Here is a 16392-nt window from a genome sequence, read left to right on the forward strand (position 1 = left end):
TTAATCACCTCTTAAATGGATTTTCTACAATAGAAGTAGCATCCGATAAGTTTCGTAAAAAACCACTGTTTCGTAATATTTCTAAGAAAATATGCTCATTTTCATTAAAATCATTTAAAAAAGATATATCTTCAAAATGTCTTTCTGCCTCTTTAGGACCAATCACAATATTGTAGTGTTCATAGCATAACCTTAAAAATGTCGTGAATAATAGGCGTTCCCCAGGTTTTATAAGCGTTAACACAAGGATTTTTACTAGATTTTCATTTAAGGACATGCGCATAGAACCTCCTGTAGGAGGAATGACCAAGCCAATATCCTTTCCTAACTTGCGAATTAACAGGCTCGTATCTTTGGCAGCATCTTGTAATATATTCTTTTTTGTTTTAGCCATCTCTTCATCATAAACTCTATAAATTGCTCTAAAAACATTTTCTTCTAGTTGCTGATAGCCCTGAACAGCCTTTTTGCGTATAGAACCTTGGGTGTTCTTGGTTAAATCGATTATCCAAGCTTGTCTATCTTTTAAGTTTAAAACAGTTGTAGAGCGGTAAGTCATCATACGAATAATCTGAATGGCTATTAAATTTCCTACTAGTTCCACCTTTTCAAAAGCATCCAATTCACTAGATAGTAAATTATTCAGTTCTTCGACTGTATAATGCGCTACATTTTCGTAGTCTTTTGGAATAACTTCCATTTTCTTGTCGATATAATGAAACCGTTGCTGGATAACAGGAGCATCTACAACTTCTTCCCATTCACCTTGAATGTAGTTAGCGAGCGCACTCAATTGCGGTATGGAAATAATCATCTCTTTTAGCTTTTTAGATAAATGATTTCGGTAATCATTGCCTAATTTATTTAACCCTTGTAAAACGTGTAAATAATAGACCTCGCCACCTCGAGCCATAAACATATGTTGAGAAAAATTGAATTCACGATCAATATTTAAGAAAGTATCTTCCTTGGATAGATTTTCTGTTCGTGTTTTCTTATTGCCTATTGATTCACTAAAAATAATTTCGGGTGTTAAGGGCAATAATGATTGTGCAAACCAAGATCGTTTTCCGCTAATAGCGGTATAACCGTAGAATAAATCTTGTAATATGTCTAACGCGAAATCCTTATCATAGTTGGAACCTTCTATTTGAATTGTTTGTTTTAAATGTTCGCGATGATGTTCTAAAGCATAGCGGTCAATTTCAAATCGTTTTTCCTGATCACTTCTGTTGAAGAAAATAAAGCGTTTTAACCCCATTTTAGGAGCTGGATAATAATGTAGCCTTTTTGTCTCATCTTCAATTTTGTTGAAATAAAAACCATCTGATTTTATTTCTAGGTAGTCCTTTTGGCCCTCGCTTTTAGGTGATATAAATACTAATAAAAATTCCAATAAATATTCGAATAACGTTTGGTCTTTATAAATACGATGACCATAAATTTGAATTTGAGGATTTTGTGAATTAATATCATATCCTTCATATTTAGGAAAGAATTCTAATGTCATCTTAGTCTATCTCCTAGTCAAAATATATTTTTTTATTGTCCATATCTAACTCAATATCTATAATTTTTGGTCCTTGTAATGTTTGAATTAACAACTTGATTACTTCTTCACCATCGGCAAATTTATATTCTTTATATAACTGCGCTTTTAAACGGTGAATCCCATGAGATAGCACTGGATTCAACTTTGTTGAAAGAGACCCATTTGCAATTTGATAGAAATAATCAAGAATAGGTAAGGGCAATGAATAGGTCTGTGGTAACCGATTAAACTTCATATATATATTATAAGTAGGTTCATCCGAAATTGTATTTTTGATTTGCTCCGAATCTACTACTAAGCTATCAAAATCAATCTTACCTATTAATAGATAGACATTTTGATTACTGAGTCCGTTACGTTTTAATGGCAAATACAGTACACTATCAGAGTTAACTTCGCTACTCTCCCCCAAAATAATGACTTGTAATGCCTTAAAAACTATTTCTTTCAGTTGGCGCTTTGAGCGGGAGCGAATGCCGTTTTTACGATATGATAAATATCTTGGATATATTGGCGAATATAAAAGACCAAATAACTGATCAGCTTGCTGTTCATCCATCTCAGAGAATAAAATCGCCATACGACGCATTGCTTTCCGTATTAAAAATGGTTCTTTTCCATAAAGTAATTGTTCGGTAGTGTAAAGCCTGCGACGCATAAAATGATCCCATGTATTTTTTGTAATCGCCCGGACTTCTTCAACTAATATATCGAAGTTCTCCTTCACAAAAAGATCTTGATCGTATATTAATTTCTTTTCATCTAACTTCAACTTTTGAATTTCAATGATTGATTTAATTTTTAATGCATCTCTATTTTCAGTGAAACCTACATAGCCAAAGAACAAGTTGCTAATATGATAATCAAATAATATGGTTTGACGGTTAATTACATTTAATTTATTGCATTGTAAGTTTCCTGTAATCGCATATGAAAGATGTGAGAGAATTTGCCGTATTGTCAATCTCATGTCATTATCAGCTAACCAGCGATAATAATTTATTGCAAACCGTTTAAATTGTTCTTGATGTTTTTTCAAAGTCAAAAAATTGTTGTGTACCGGACATGATAAACCTAATTCACATGTTTCAGAACCTTCCCAAAGTTCTTCATTTAATAAATTATCTATCAAAAATGGCACAATGTCAGTATTATCTAATAATGCTAGGTTTATTACTAAGACAGATATGTCACCTATAAATCCTTCTTTAAATGAATTTTCATCCATTAATTTAAGGATGTCCATCTCTATTTCATTTTCATGTAAAGTTGATTCTGAATAATAATTTTTAAAAGCTTCAATTAAAGGGCCTGTATTAGAAACAATGATACTTGAACCCTCATTGTTAATAGTTGTGAGCCCCTGTTGGATACATTTTTTTGTTTGTCACTCACCAACTCACTCATATCTTTTACATAATATAATAGGTTTCCAGTCATCCGATTTTGAACAGTGTCTTCTTCTTTTAGCTGTTCTTCAGCTGGGATTGCATCAACTTGACGTAAAATTTGATGTAATAAGCTAGTTTTTCCATCACCAGCATGACCAGTTAATATTATAAATGATGGCTTCTCTTTAATTTTTTTTATTAGGTAACTGCCAATCTTTCTCTCCACACGGATTTTTTCATAAAAAGGGCTAGAAAACTGAGATTCTGCTATTGAATTGTCATTTGAACTATTAGCGTTGTTCATGGACTGTAAATATCTGATATATTCTATATGCATATTAACACCTCTATTTATTTCGTTATAATTATTTTAACATTATTTGTAAAGTTAATTGTGGGATTTTCAATACTATCTGAAAAAATCAGAAAAATTTTTTATATCTTTTTTAGGAAGCCATGAAAACGCACTCTTTTATATGGATTCCGGTTTTCTTAATTATTATTTTTAATTTTATATGTACCCAATTTGCACTGCCTATCTGAGCCAACTCGATTAGCCTCCAGAAATTATAACGTATTCTAGACTTAATTAACTACCCTCTCTTTTTAAATAATTTCTATTTGTTTTGCAATAATCTGCAAATAGCTTCTTACTTGGAATATTAAAAAGGGTATTAACCAAAATTTTGGTCAATACCCTTTTAGTACATCTTTATGAAAAAGCTGTGGATAGGCGTCTATGTACAACCCGTTCAAAGCCTTCCTAGCAGCCCGCCTCCCACTCCACCTATCCACCCCAACCCCAATAAAATCCTTATAAGGCGGTTCTTCCTGGCAAATAGTCACAACCACTTTATAGTGATCATGATACTTTATGACTTCCATCTCAATTTCATCTAAGTACTCGTTGGTGAATTGAGAAACGCTCCGATCAATATAATTTATTGAAGACATATGTGTCCCTCCGTTAATTCAATCACCTAGTTAGAGTTTTTACTCTTTTTATGTACGGACTTTGTCTCTTTAACTTCAGCTAAAAATTGATTATAGTATCGGGCGTTTTCATCAACTTCTTCTATTTCTTTCACCAACTCTGATGGCTTTATTTCCAATGCAGCGGCTAATTTGAAAATGGTCAATAGTGTTGGTCCATATTGGTTTGTTTCTAGATCACTTATTGTTCTACGGTCTTTTTGACTAAAATACGCAAGATCTTCCTGACTGAGCAATTGCTTTTTTCGCAGCTTTTCAATGATTTTACCAACGAGAATCGTCTCTTCGTTACCCAATGGAAAGACTCCTTTTTACAACCATTAGATAACTATTGAATATTTTGGAACACGTATATATGACGGCATTTGTTTCCCTTGTACAACTTTTGAAATAATAAAAGCGACAGTCAAATAACTGCCGCTACCGTTCTATTGACATATTCCTTTGGAATCCCTAAAAATCAGCTTCTTCGGGAAATTTTTTGATTAAACTTATTTACCAGTAACCCAAGCGAAATAAAGATCGATTCTATTAATATTTATCGGACCTACAAGTCCATCTTTAATAGCTACAAGGTTATACAACTCTACAAACTGAGCATAATCCTCAAACCATTTTCCTTCCTTACTAAATGAGTGGACAAGCATTAGGGCGTTTTTCGCATTGACTTTCTTTGCCTCTATTATTACAGAGGCAGTTCGATGAAGTAACTGGTATCTAGTGTGTAGGGCATCTTCTTCTTTTAATTTTAAAAGGTCCAGAAGATACTCCAGCCTCTTCCGTCTTCCTTCACTAGGTACTTCTCCCTTCCAAGTGATAATTTTTTCACCAAATGGTTCAGCTACCTTGCCTTCCACCATGATTGTCAATAGATCACCATTAGCTTTAGCTAGCAGGTAAAGGTCATTTTGAGACTTAGCCCCTCCACCCGGCAAACCTATCTTGTATTCCGGAAATCCATATAAAATTTGTACATCTTGAAACAGGGAGATTCCGCTTTTCTTAAAAACATTATTCACAGACCCAGGCAAGCTTTCTGCCCCCTCCCAGCAATTCGCCAGTTCATATGCAGAATAAGTTTCTTTCCAATGCTTATCTTGGTCAGCCAGCAGTTCCCTCCAGGATGCTGCACCTTTAGATGGCACAAAGTATTTACCCATAGTTACCCCCTAATATAAAAAAATTATTTTAAAACCGGATTTGTGTCATTCGCTAGATGTTTAATAAGTGAGAAGTAATATACTTGATTTACAGTAATAGAAGTAACCTCCTGACTCACAGATTCTCCTTTTTCCCGTCTCAAATATAGAGGATAAACCTTTTTAAACGTGCTGTAATTTAATTTTCTTTGTGCTGATAACTTACTAGAAGGGACATGTTCGGTTGCCTTGTCTATATAGATGTTATTTCCATCTGTGCTTGCAGAGAACCATACAGGGGTCTTGTTGATCTTCGGAACAGAAGGAAATTCGTTGTTATTTCCAGTTAACTGAGACACAATCGCATTCCAGGCTTGTTTTTCATCCATACTTATCACCTTTCTTTAATTTATAATTGTTAATTTTCAACAAATGAACTTTACTTCCCTGCCATTTTTAGGCATAGCTCTTAGAAAATTTTTAGAATCATTTTCACTATTTATCCACCATATATTTTTCTTTATAAAGGAGTTATCAGTATAGAAAATGAGGAGTGATGGAATTGGCAAATTGGAGTTAAAGGGAAGAAAGTTATTTATTAAACGTAATATCTCAATATCGACAAAAAATTGAGAAATTAAGTCATATAGTGCAGGAAATCCTGATGGGAAAGCATACGGAGTAGACAATCATAATGACGCCTTCATTGGATACAGGATTTTTGTTGATGGATGTCATCTGGGACCGTGCAAAACTGTGATGCTTTCTCCATCTTCTTTCCTTGAAAATTTACATTCATAATAGAATTTACCGTTGTCATAACCTTCCGGAAATTATTCAGCCGCGGAATTTTCGATTTGTGCGGAGACTTGGGCGACCGCTACACCATTAAACAATTCCACTCCGTAGATACTGGCATTATTGATGATTTCTTTACCGGTTTGTTCGTGGTTGACTCCATACAGGATGACAAAATCATCATTTGATGTTAATTGAAAGTTTTCTGACCTCAAATAAGCAGCGTCTCTGTTATCCCCAATCGTATCCTAATTCATTACTGTTGCTACATATCCTTCGAAGATCCAAAGGTCTGTTTCCAAATCGACAATGTTGTATTCTGGACTGCCGTACTTCTTAATGATCTCATTGCTTAGAGGTGTCATCTCATTCCTTGCATTAGGTAAGAATCTCGAATTCTGTGGTACTTGTTTCTCTGCGTTTCAGATCTGGGATCGTCCAGGGCTGAAGGATCGTGACAGGAGTGTTCGGTGTTATACGGAATACCTTTAAAAAGACAAACAAAAAAGCGACAGTAAATAGTAACTGCCGCTTTCAGTTCTAATACCTAGAAAATATAAAATTGTGGCAACAAACTCAAAACGGCAAAAAAGTGTCTGACCGTTCCGGCTAATACAAAAAAAATGTCAGATTGCACGGTGGTAATGGAACCCGGGCCAGACGTAAAAATCGCTCCTACAGTATATAATACTCCTCCGATTACCAGGAACAGCAGCCCATAGTGAAGGACAAATATATTTTCACCATACTAATTTAGATGATATGACCATTAAATTCAGTTGTTCCTATACACACTCATTCGCAAATTCGTTGTTAATCGGCCAACAAGAAAATGTTCATCGTTCATTTATACTGCCTTAAAGTTGTTTCGTGTCTTACTCACCTACCATACCGTCATTATCACGATCGTCCATATATGGGTATAACCAATGATCACTCGTGATTGGCATGCTGAAACCTGCGTCTTTTGCTTCTTTAATCGTCACCTGTCCATTACCGTTTGTATCAACGCTTGAAATATCACCGTTTGTGTTTGAACTGGTTGAATCGGAAGGCTCACTTCCTGTTGAACCGGTTGATTTATTTACTACCTCAGGGTCCAGATTGTCAAATTCATCAACGATCTCGTTACCCAATATAGTATAAGTATACTTATAGCTTGAAGGAATCTGCGTTTGTTTATTCGGATAGGTGATAATTGCTTCAAAATGAGTGGCTCCGCCTGCTTTACGGATCACTTCTTCCATATATGCTTGATCACCATGTCGGTTGAGCGCACTATCTTGTGGGGTAATATTATAAGCATTCGATACCCCTCCGAGAGAATCAGCAATCACATGTCCTTCATCTAAAACGTCACTTACGACACCGGGAACCTTTGCTTCATCAGAGTAGTATCTGCCAGAAGATAATACAGGTTCGTTACGGTCATCTTGTAGAATGATTTCGTCAGCTACGACACGTACTAGTTGCCCGTATTCATTGGTAAATGCCCAATATTCTCGGTCCCCATAACCAATGTCTACGACCACGTTAGCTTCACGATATCCAGACAAATCACCGCCATCAACTTCAATAAGTTTGTATCCTGAGAACAGTTCATTATTTTGTTGGGTTGGTGTTTCTTCTACTACTGGTTCTTCAACCACTGTAGTGTTCGTTTCTTCTTTATCACTATCTTCATTTGTGTTAACTGTAGTAACTTCTTGTGGATCTGTTTCCCTATCTGTAATGGAAGCATCTTCTACGTTGGTACAACCAACCATAAAGATGATCGTTGAAAGTAAAATTATATAGTTCATTATCTTTTTCATTTTATGACTCTCCTACAATAGTTTCATAACCTAGATTAACATTGTTAACCTATTGATAATAGTACATTCCGAAATCACCTTAATTCAGTATATACATTGTTCGATGTGTGTAGTAATAAATTTCAATAAATGCTTGTACAGTTTCAGTTTGCAACTCGAACTTTTTTAGCACTTACAGCTCAATCTACCCTCAATTAGTAATTAGGGTTAAGAATTGATAAGAAAAAAATAATCCCATCTCCTTATTTGAGAGGGGATTATTCATAACTCAATACATTAGAAAGGTCTAGTAATTGATAATACACTATCTTTCACATGCAAAATTATCATTATCTCTATCCATTTTAGTCCGATAGGCTGGATGATCTGAGGGAACGCCATTCGAGTATTTCTTCCTCAGTTCAGTACAATTGGCAAAGATCTCTGGTCCTCCACTTGAAGCTGCAGCTGCTGTAGCTTCTGCTTCTGCCTTCGTCTTGTCATGGTCAGCGTTAATAGTGTGCTATTTTAGTTGAGGCAGAAATGTTTTGCTATATCTTCCCTTTCCTGTTATGATGAATAAGAATTATTTTTGTTCGGTGTAAAGGATTGTATAAGTATCAACTTTTCGTCTTGATGATCACTTTGGGCAAGGATAGTAATACGTTGTGCGATAACGCACTAGGAGGCAACAAAAATGGAACAAGGTACAGTTAAATGGTTTAATGCAGAAAAAGGCTTCGGATTCATCGAGCGCGAAGGTGGAGACGATGTATTCGTACACTTCTCAGCTATCCAAAGTGAAGGTTTCAAATCTTTAGACGAAGGTCAAAAAGTTACATTTGACGTTGAGCAAGGTGCTCGTGGAGCTCAAGCTGCTAACGTTCAAAAAGCTTAATCTTAAATCATTTATACAAACAGGCTCTTTATATAGAGCCTGTTTTTTTATATTTCCTAAAATAAAATAAAAAACCCTGCTCAAAATTTGAGCAGGGAGATGGAACGGTAATGTAAAAAGGTTTAAACATAAAAAGGTTTGTTTCCAGTATAACATACTAAATTGACTCTAGGCTGATTTTATCCAATTATTTTTCACTACTAAATAGCTAAAAGGAGATACAGGGCCGGTTCTTGTGTATCATTATCGAATCAAATCATTTCAATTATTTCTCTGTGACTTCATCAGCACAATTTTTACTGATTGTGCTGCAATGATTTCGTGGTAAATCCTGGCCAGTAAAGGTATTATTAAACCTGTATCCAGCTAACCATATACTCTGTCAGACCGTTCGGGAGTTCTAGTCCCGGGTCTGCAACTTCCCAGCGACCCTTAATTTCCAGTTCACTGCATGCTAACTCAAACTGAGCCATAGCAATGCCAATATCGAGTATTTGCATGTCATATCCTAGCCTTGTACTGTAATTCGGGGTATGTTCAATATAAAAGTGGCACTTTTGCCGATCTTCAGACAATACTAGTCTCCATGGCTGTTTGTTTGATGCTGAAGGCCCAAGCCTCACCATCTCGATGGGAATCTCAAAACGTAAGGCATTTGCTTTATCAAGCGGATCTGCAAAACTCCCGTAAAAAAACAACTGATCCCACGGTTTTTTATTATCGGCTTTCACTACATAACGAAGCGCTTTATCAAATACTCTTTGCTTTTGTTGAGGATAGCCTGATGGCGTGATACATGGAATAAACTCTCCTTCTGCAAGCTGAATTTCTCTTTCAAAGGAATTCCTGCTGAAGGTGCCGCCCATCCAGCAGGTTCCCAGTCCAAGCTCTGTCAAATAAATCACCAGCTTATGAAATGTAAAGGCGAATTCCAGCAAAGAGTATTTCTTATTTTCACACAGACCGACCAGATAAACCTGCGGATTTTTAATAAATCCATACGTTCCAAGCTTGATTCCTTTTTCTGATACATTGTTCGTAATCTGAATAAGCTCAATTCGTCCTTTATTGCCAAAAGGTCCTATTAAATTGTCTTCAGTTGCTATGTATTCTATGATCTTTTTGTAATCAATTTCAGAAAGCTTTCTTGTATCATATGCTCTGATCGATTGACGATATTTCATCGTTTCAATAGCCGATTTATTATTACTCATTATGCACCTCTTTCAAAGTAAGCAAAGGGACGTCCTAATGCTTCCAAACGGAATAACAGCAGGGCTTCCTTACCATGTTCCACTGAAGGTTTACATAGTGAAACAAGATGCATAGGTTACGTCCCGCTGCTTCTTTCCATATTCCTCTCAATCCACCGCAATTATTTTCGCCACCAAACTCTTCAAAACGAGGTTCAAGATTTGTGGGCGTTCTGCTAGCCTTCTCATAAAATATATTCCGACAGATAAGTTTGAATTCCAGATGCTATCTGGCTTCCGTACAGCTATGCAACATGAACTATGCAAGCGGCCTTCAATATAAATCCTATTCTTGCTCCCTGATTTTTATTTTCCAAATCATATGGTCAAAGTTTTTGCCCCAATAGTCTTTTAATAGAATATCTGGTTCTCCAAATTTCTTTTTCCATACAAGTTGTGCACTTTTATATCCACTATCTAGGCAAAACTCTTTTATCCCGTTATTTCGTAATGTCTCATACATTGCCTTCAATAGTAAATTCCCTACTCCACTCCTTTGGAAATCAGGATGGACAAATACTGTACCTACCTCGACAAGTCCTTCAAAGGCAGGATTTGAAACATTTCTTATGATTTCATTTGCTGGGCCAAATTCAATTGAACCAATAATTTTATTCCCAAAGACTGCTATTAAAAAATATCTTTCCTCACCAGTGCTTTCAAAATCACTGGTTAAGTATCTTTTCTTTGTTTCAATCTCTTCATTGAGATCATTTAATTGGTTTCCAATACCTTCTTTAATAAATGTATCGATGATTACCGTTCTAAAAAAATCGTTCAACTTTTCTCGATCTTCAGGGGTCGGTCTTCTAATATTCACATGAAGCATTCAATACGCCTCCAAACACCCACGGAATTTTTGTGATTTCATGGCAACAAACTCATAACCGCAAAAAAGTGCATGATCGATCCGGCTAATACAAAAACATGCCAAATCGCATGGTGGTAATGGAACCCACGCCATACGTAGAAGACGGCTCCTACAGTATACAAGACTCCTCCGATCACCAGGAACAGCAGTCCTTGTGAGGATACATTCTGTGTCAGTGGTCCCCAGGCAAAGACGATCAGCCAACCCATGACTACGTATAGTGCTGTTGAAGTATGCAGGAATCGTTTGACGAAAAGGGATTTGAAGACTGTTCCTGCGATGGAAAGCCCCCATACAATTCCGAACAGCGTCCATCCTAATGCTCCTTTTACCGCGATGAACAGGAATGGTGTATAGGTGCCGGCGATGAAGAAATAGATAGATGAGTGGTCCATAACTTCAAAGACGTCCTTTGCTTTTCCGGGCGGGAAGCTGTGGACGAGTGTTGATGATGTATATAACAGAACCATGGTCGCCCCAAATAAGGTGAAACTCACGACATGCCATGCTGTTCCGTATAGGGAAGCGAACACGATCAGGATGACGAGGGCTGCGATGCTTAACAGTCCGCCGATACCATGGATGATTGCGTTGGCGATTTCTTCTCTCTTAGTGAATATATGTACATTTGCCATGCTAATAACTCCTTTACTCAATATGAGTCTGTTTATCCTTTTCTATCATTATATTTGAAAATGAGTATATCATTAATGAAAGTAAAGGTGAATTTTAGAGACTAAGCTAGATGATGCCTTCTGCTTTTTCTACTCTCATTCATATTCAGCTAGCACATTTTAAAGAGAAGCAAAGGGGGTCCCTTTGCTTCATACTGCCTATTAAGTCGCTAAACTCATACCTGTCGTTACGCAAAATGCTTGGAAATTGTCTGTAAAGGTAAGTTCTCCTTCAAGAGTGAAAGGGACTCTGATGGTAAGGTCCGTATTAACAGGATTAAAATCAACAGCAAGGCTGCAAGCTTCCCCCTCTTTGCAGTTAACACATGAAACGAAAGAATCTTTAACCTTTTGAGAACTCACATTGTAGATAATCGTTAAACAAACATCCTGAGTCAAACCCGGAATCACACACGGCATCTTCATTACACCCCCTTTTCTATTAACTACTATTAGAAAATGAAAAAAGGACAAGACCCGTTACGGCAAATGCATACATTCAGCAAAATATGTTAAAACACAGGGACGGTTCTCCTGTTTTTCCCAAAACAGGAGAACCGTCCCTCTGTGATACAACATTCATCTATAAACCTTCTCATAAGTTTTTCAAGGTAGAACTTTATTCAGCAGTAACAGAGTTGCAGTTAATGAACGAGTTAGTATTTGTCTGTTGGATGCATCCGGGGTAGTATTTATAGAATCTTTAAAAAGAAAATGTTTTTCAATTGTAATTGAGGCGGACTATGGGCCATGCTTCCCTTCTATTGCAATATAATTACTTTTAACTTCTTCTCCCTCTCCAAATACCCAACTGAAAAACAATCCCTGTATAAGTAATAAAAATCGCAGAGGCAATGATGATTTGCTTATGATTAGACCAAATATGCATAATGGTCTTTTGAAGGTTGCCTGCAAGATAAAGAAAGTAGATATACACCAATAAGAAGGAGAGAAATAATAAGAAGGCAAAGCGGAGCATGCGAAAGAAAGAGCTTCCTTCGAAATAGGAAATGGTGTTTTTACTCCCTTTATTGGTGAACACTGACTTAACCATCAACCCACCTCTTTTTTTCAAAATCATATTCTTTATTATTCTTTCCATTAGGGTTAGTTTCCTTTGATTCATGAAATAAAAAAACACGTTTGTACCCGCCTAATTCTTCATTTTATAATGAAGTAAACCTTTATAAGGGAGTAGGTACTTTGAGCAAACATAAAATCTATACAATGAGTTTCGCAAGTGTATATCCACATTATGTAAATAAGGCAGAAAGAAAAGGACGTACGAAAACAGAAGTTGATGAAATCATCAGCTGGCTGACTGGGTATAGCCAGGATGAATTGGAATCGATACTGGAAAAACAGACAGACTTTGAGACCTTCTTTGCAGAAGCTCCCCAGATGAATCCTTCGAGAGATTTGATTAAAGGGGTAGTATGCGGTGTTAGAGTGGAAGACATCGAAGAACCAACCATGAGAGAAATTCGTTACCTGGACAAGCTGATCGATGAGTTGGCAAAGGGAAAAGCAATGGAAAAGATACTACGGAAGTAATATAATCACAGGGACGGTTCTCCTGTTTTTCCCAAAACAGGAGAACCGTCCCTCTGTTATATCCTCAAATCTCCAATTCTCTTAAATACTCCAAGGCATTTCCCTCTGATCCTTTTGCTTTTCATTAGTTCGTCAAAGCACCAAAAGATGAAGGATGATATGACGGCACTCAGCAGGAAGAACGCGTTGCTCCATAAACCGGTTAGCAGGTTTCCTTGTTCAATAAAGGTTGGGATGGCGACGAATAGCGCAGCTGGGAATATATGTATTAAGGCAGCTGTGGCCATTCGCGGATACCCACTTGATCGCATGGTGAGCATATCTGATAAGATGGAAGCTGGGATTCCGTAGATTAGCAGAATTGGCAGCAGGTACATGCCAAAAAACAGGCCTAGCCCAATGCTTTCAGGTAGTGAATATAAGATAACCATAATCACAGTAGTGAGTAATGCCGATACGATTTTTCGAATTAACATTTCGATTCCCCCTTTTTGGCAAAACACAGGGACGGTTCTACTGTATTTCCAAAAACAGGAGAACCGTCCCCCTGTTTTCAAAACCACCCCTGTGTTTCTATCGCCTGCAGAAAAATGGTCCGATCCAGCCTCTTTCGTGGGTTACGATGTATGTCCATTTAAACTCCTGGTCGACTATGTATAAATCGGCGTACTCGCCTTCTGCCAGTATAAGGTCTTTTGCCTTCAAATCGGAGGCTTCTTCCACGAGTAGTACTTCATCAGAGTGCTGGAAGAAGATCAGGCAAGTGTTTTTGTATTGCTTGTCAAATGCCAGATCTGCATCTTCCTCCTTCTTGCAATCTCTCTTTTCATAACTGAACAGATGCCACAGATATCCGTTCGCTCCTTTATAATTGTGAAGGTGAATTTGCCTTTTTTCCAATGCTGTTAAATGTGCGGCGAATACTTCCTCCCACTTCTTCCGCAATTGGTCTCCGCTCGCATCCGAACTGCTGACTTTAATTTTTTTGCTTGCTAGTTTATGTACAAACTCCATGACGAATCTCCTTTAATGCTTGCCTTCCTATTCATTCTCCATTTGAATGGTCTTTTCCTTTGTTTCTGATTCTCTTAAGTTGAAAACGAGGGGACGGTTCTTCTGTTTTTCCAAAAACAGGAGAACCGTCCCCCTGTTTCTTAAATTGTAACTGAAAGTTGAGGTTGTGTTTATTTTCATCGTTTATGATGTTCATTGTCTAGGGCGCAGTTTTTAAATAGAACGTGCCTGAGGGTTACAAATACATCATTTTTTTATCATAGGAGGCTTATTCATGAAGAAAATGCTTTATTCCATCACGGACCGGGTTTCAACCAAACGCGGGATGTGGATTACGCTGATCGCCTGGCTGGTCTTGATGGTCGGCTTAAGTGCTGGTCCTAAGCTTGCCGATTATAAGGTGACCAACTTCCAGTCGTTGCCGGATGAAGCAGCGTCGGTCATCGCGCAAAATAAAACGGAGGATTTATTTCCGAATGAACAGGGTACGCCAGGTATTCTTGTCTTTCACAATAAGAATGGCGAAATCAATCTCGATGAAGTGAATCAAATCCTTGATGGAATCATTTCTGAAAACATTGAAGGGATTGAAAACATCGTTGACACTCGTGCACTGCCTCCACAGGCGTTGGGCTCGTTCATCTCTGAGGATCAGTCGACGATGATTGTCCCGATGGAGCTTGAACAAGGCCTCGGAAACGATGCTTATGCTGAAATCAATGATCACGCAACCGAGATTGGGACAGCTATTGCTGACAAGCTTGAAAGCACTTCATTCTATATTACAGGTCCTGCCGGTATTTCCGGTGATACAATCAAGCTTTTCGAACGTGCTGATTTCGTGCTGTTAATGGCAACAGTCGGCATCATCCTGGTCCTTCTGATTGTCATTTACCGCTCACCGCTGTTGGCCATCATCCCATTAATGGCAACGATGATTGTCTATCAAGTTGTCAACCAGAGTGTCGCCCTCATGGGAGCGGGCGGGCTTGAAATCAATAATCAGACGACTTCGATCATGGGAATCCTTTTGTTCGCAGCAGTCATTGATTATTCGTTGTTTGTATTCTCACGCTTCCGTGAAGAGCTGAACATCCATGAAAGTAAGTTTGAAGCGATGAAGCATGCGATGCGCGCGACGGGCGAGCCTGTTTTCTTCGCTGGCGGAACTGTTTTGGCTGCGATGCTTGTGCTCCTGTTCGCGGATTTCCGTGATTACCAGAACTTTGCTCCGGTATTCGGGCTGGCGATGTTCTTCATCATGCTTGCTTCCGTTACCCTGGTGCCCGCATTGTTCACCTTATTCGGTCGCAAGGCGTTTTGGCCCAAGGTACCGAAGTACGGTGTTGAAAAAGAGGTCAAGCATGGTGTGTGGGGACCGATTGCCAAATTTGTTGTCAACAAGCCTGGCATTTCCGGCGGAATTGTCGCCGTGTTCCTGGTCCTTTCCGCGCTGAACATTTTCAATATGAATTATGAATTCGACATGGTCAAAAGCTTCCCGGAGGATTTGCCTTCCCGGGTTGGATATGAAATAGTAGAACAGAGATATGATAAGGGGGAACTTGCCCCTACTACCCTATTAATTGAAAGCGAAAATCCATTAACAGAAGAAGATACCATGAAGATTACGGAAAAACTGAAAGCTGAAAAGGAAATCGCTTCTGTCCGCCTGGCCGGATTAACCAATGATCAGGAGGCAGCCAAATTCAGTATCGCGCTCGCTATGAATCCATACACAGTAGAAGCAATGGACTATATTCAGGAGCTGCAAACAAAAGCTTCAAAGTTCATCGATGATCTGGGCGTTGATGCTACCACCTATTTTAGCGGCGTCACTCCGAAACTGGTGGATGAGCGTGACTACAACAATAGCGACATCATAAAGATCGCTTTGCTGGAAACGGTGCTGATTCTTGGGTTGCTCGTCGTTTTGACCCGACAGTGGAAAATGCCGATTTATATGATGGCAACCATCTTGCTTTCCTATGCCTCTGCCCTTGGACTTGGTGTATATCTGATCGACGTGATATACGGATATGACGCCATCAGTACCCGGGTACCAGTCTATGCATTCATCTTCCTGGTCGCACTGGGAATCGATTATAATATTATCCTGGCATCTCGTTTTATCGAAGAACGTTCTAAGCATAAGGTGAAGGATGCCCTGGAAATTGCCATCCGCAACACAGGCGGAGTGATTTCATCCGCAGGTGTCATATTAGCAGCTACGTTCGCTGCCTTGACAACAATGCCGATCGCTGACTTGTTCATATTTGGTTTCATGGTCGCTATCGGAATCCTGATTGACACTTTCCTCGTCCGCGGCATGCTATTGCCTGCCCTGATTCTTTTCTTTGAAAAAGATAAGGAAACGAACGTCGATAGTGAAAAAGAAAAACAATCAAGCGTCGAGATTCAATAAGGGTGAAGGCTCTCCTTTTTACCCTTAAGGAGGCGTA

General features: G+C 38.3%; 18 protein-coding genes and 1 pseudogene. 3 read left to right on the forward strand and 16 right to left on the reverse strand.

The features are described 5' to 3' along the window. Window positions 1–4 precede the first annotated feature (4 nt). The 10 genes and pseudogenes from EJA10_RS03145 to EJA10_RS03195 all read right to left on the reverse strand — a co-directional run. Window positions 5–1510, reverse strand: coding sequence for a hypothetical protein (locus EJA10_RS03145; protein ID WP_125478556.1), 1506 nt, complete (start codon window positions 1508–1510; stop codon window positions 5–7). Window positions 1511–1523: 13 nt separating this feature from the next. Further along, on the reverse strand, window positions 1524–2780 hold the full coding sequence (locus tag EJA10_RS03150) for a hypothetical protein (RefSeq protein WP_125478557.1): 1257 nt from the start codon (window positions 2778–2780) through the stop codon (window positions 1524–1526). A gap of 74 nt (window positions 2781–2854) precedes the next feature. Then, entirely contained in the window at window positions 2855–3280 is a 426-nt protein-coding gene (locus EJA10_RS03155) for a hypothetical protein (protein WP_125478558.1), read from the reverse strand. 353 nt (window positions 3281–3633) lie between these two features. Continuing rightward, on the reverse strand, window positions 3634–3897 hold the full coding sequence (locus EJA10_RS03160) for a hypothetical protein (protein WP_125478559.1): 264 nt from the start codon (window positions 3895–3897) through the stop codon (window positions 3634–3636). Window positions 3898–3923: 26 nt separating this feature from the next. Continuing rightward, complete coding sequence (locus EJA10_RS03165) at window positions 3924–4232, reverse strand: helix-turn-helix domain-containing protein (RefSeq protein ID WP_246017665.1); 309 nt, start codon at window positions 4230–4232, stop codon at window positions 3924–3926. Between the two features lie 195 nt (window positions 4233–4427). Then, the gene (locus EJA10_RS03170) at window positions 4428–5096 is read right to left on the reverse strand and encodes a DUF6946 family protein (RefSeq protein ID WP_125478560.1); all 669 of its coding nucleotides are present in this window, start codon (window positions 5094–5096) and stop codon (window positions 4428–4430) included. Between the two features lie 23 nt (window positions 5097–5119). Beyond that, a complete protein-coding gene (locus tag EJA10_RS03175; protein ID WP_125478561.1) occupies window positions 5120–5464 on the reverse strand; it encodes a hypothetical protein in 345 nt (114 codons plus the stop codon). A 444-nt stretch (window positions 5465–5908) separates the two neighbouring features. Further along, a complete protein-coding gene (locus EJA10_RS03180) occupies window positions 5909–6088 on the reverse strand; it encodes a hypothetical protein (protein WP_125478562.1) in 180 nt (59 codons plus the stop codon). 660 nt (window positions 6089–6748) lie between these two features. Next, complete coding sequence (locus EJA10_RS03190; RefSeq protein WP_211340523.1) at window positions 6749–7687, reverse strand: DNA/RNA non-specific endonuclease; 939 nt, start codon at window positions 7685–7687, stop codon at window positions 6749–6751. Between the two features lie 304 nt (window positions 7688–7991). Further along, window positions 7992–8120, reverse strand: a pseudogene (locus EJA10_RS03195) (excalibur calcium-binding domain-containing protein); the annotation flags it as partial. 243 nt (window positions 8121–8363) lie between these two features. On the opposite strand from EJA10_RS03195, the gene cspC reads away from it, so the two are divergent. Further along, entirely contained in the window at window positions 8364–8564 is a 201-nt protein-coding gene (cspC, locus tag EJA10_RS03200; protein WP_044394619.1) for a cold shock protein CspC, read from the forward strand. 350 nt (window positions 8565–8914) lie between these two features. Here cspC and EJA10_RS03205 read toward each other — a convergent pair whose 3' ends face one another. From EJA10_RS03205 to EJA10_RS03220, 4 genes are all read right to left on the reverse strand, one after another. Next, window positions 8915–9778, reverse strand: coding sequence for a nitroreductase family protein (locus EJA10_RS03205; protein ID WP_125478563.1), 864 nt, complete (start codon window positions 9776–9778; stop codon window positions 8915–8917). Window positions 9779–10103: 325 nt separating this feature from the next. Next, on the reverse strand, window positions 10104–10646 hold the full coding sequence (locus tag EJA10_RS03210) for a GNAT family N-acetyltransferase (RefSeq protein ID WP_125478564.1): 543 nt from the start codon (window positions 10644–10646) through the stop codon (window positions 10104–10106). 38 nt (window positions 10647–10684) lie between these two features. After that, window positions 10685–11323, reverse strand: coding sequence for a PAQR family membrane homeostasis protein TrhA (gene trhA, locus EJA10_RS03215; protein ID WP_125478565.1), 639 nt, complete (start codon window positions 11321–11323; stop codon window positions 10685–10687). Window positions 11324–11524: 201 nt separating this feature from the next. After that, a complete protein-coding gene (locus EJA10_RS03220) occupies window positions 11525–11788 on the reverse strand; it encodes a hypothetical protein (protein WP_246017666.1) in 264 nt (87 codons plus the stop codon). Between the two features lie 777 nt (window positions 11789–12565). On the opposite strand from EJA10_RS03220, the gene EJA10_RS03225 reads away from it, so the two are divergent. After that, window positions 12566–12916, forward strand: coding sequence for a DUF2200 domain-containing protein (locus EJA10_RS03225; protein WP_125478566.1), 351 nt, complete (start codon window positions 12566–12568; stop codon window positions 12914–12916). A gap of 56 nt (window positions 12917–12972) precedes the next feature. Here EJA10_RS03225 and EJA10_RS03230 read toward each other — a convergent pair whose 3' ends face one another. Together EJA10_RS03230 and EJA10_RS03235 are read right to left on the reverse strand one after the other, a co-directional pair. Continuing rightward, window positions 12973–13392: a hypothetical protein gene (locus EJA10_RS03230; protein ID WP_125478567.1), complete on the reverse strand. Its 420-nt coding sequence runs from the start codon at window positions 13390–13392 to the stop codon at window positions 12973–12975. Window positions 13393–13489: 97 nt separating this feature from the next. Beyond that, window positions 13490–13930, reverse strand: a complete 441-nt coding sequence (locus EJA10_RS03235) for a DUF4275 family protein (RefSeq protein WP_125478568.1) — start codon at window positions 13928–13930, stop codon at window positions 13490–13492. A gap of 274 nt (window positions 13931–14204) precedes the next feature. Here EJA10_RS03235 and EJA10_RS03240 point away from each other — a divergent pair, with 274 nt between their 5' ends. Then, window positions 14205–16355 carry an MMPL family transporter gene (locus EJA10_RS03240; protein ID WP_125478569.1) on the forward strand — a complete coding sequence of 717 codons (2151 nt, stop codon included), beginning with the start codon at window positions 14205–14207 and terminating at the stop codon, window positions 16353–16355. Window positions 16356–16392: the final 37 nt, after the last annotated feature.

Source organism: Mesobacillus subterraneus, from assembly GCF_003937825.1.
In the GTDB taxonomy this organism is placed as follows: domain Bacteria; phylum Bacillota; class Bacilli; order Bacillales; family Cytobacillaceae; genus Mesobacillus; species Mesobacillus subterraneus.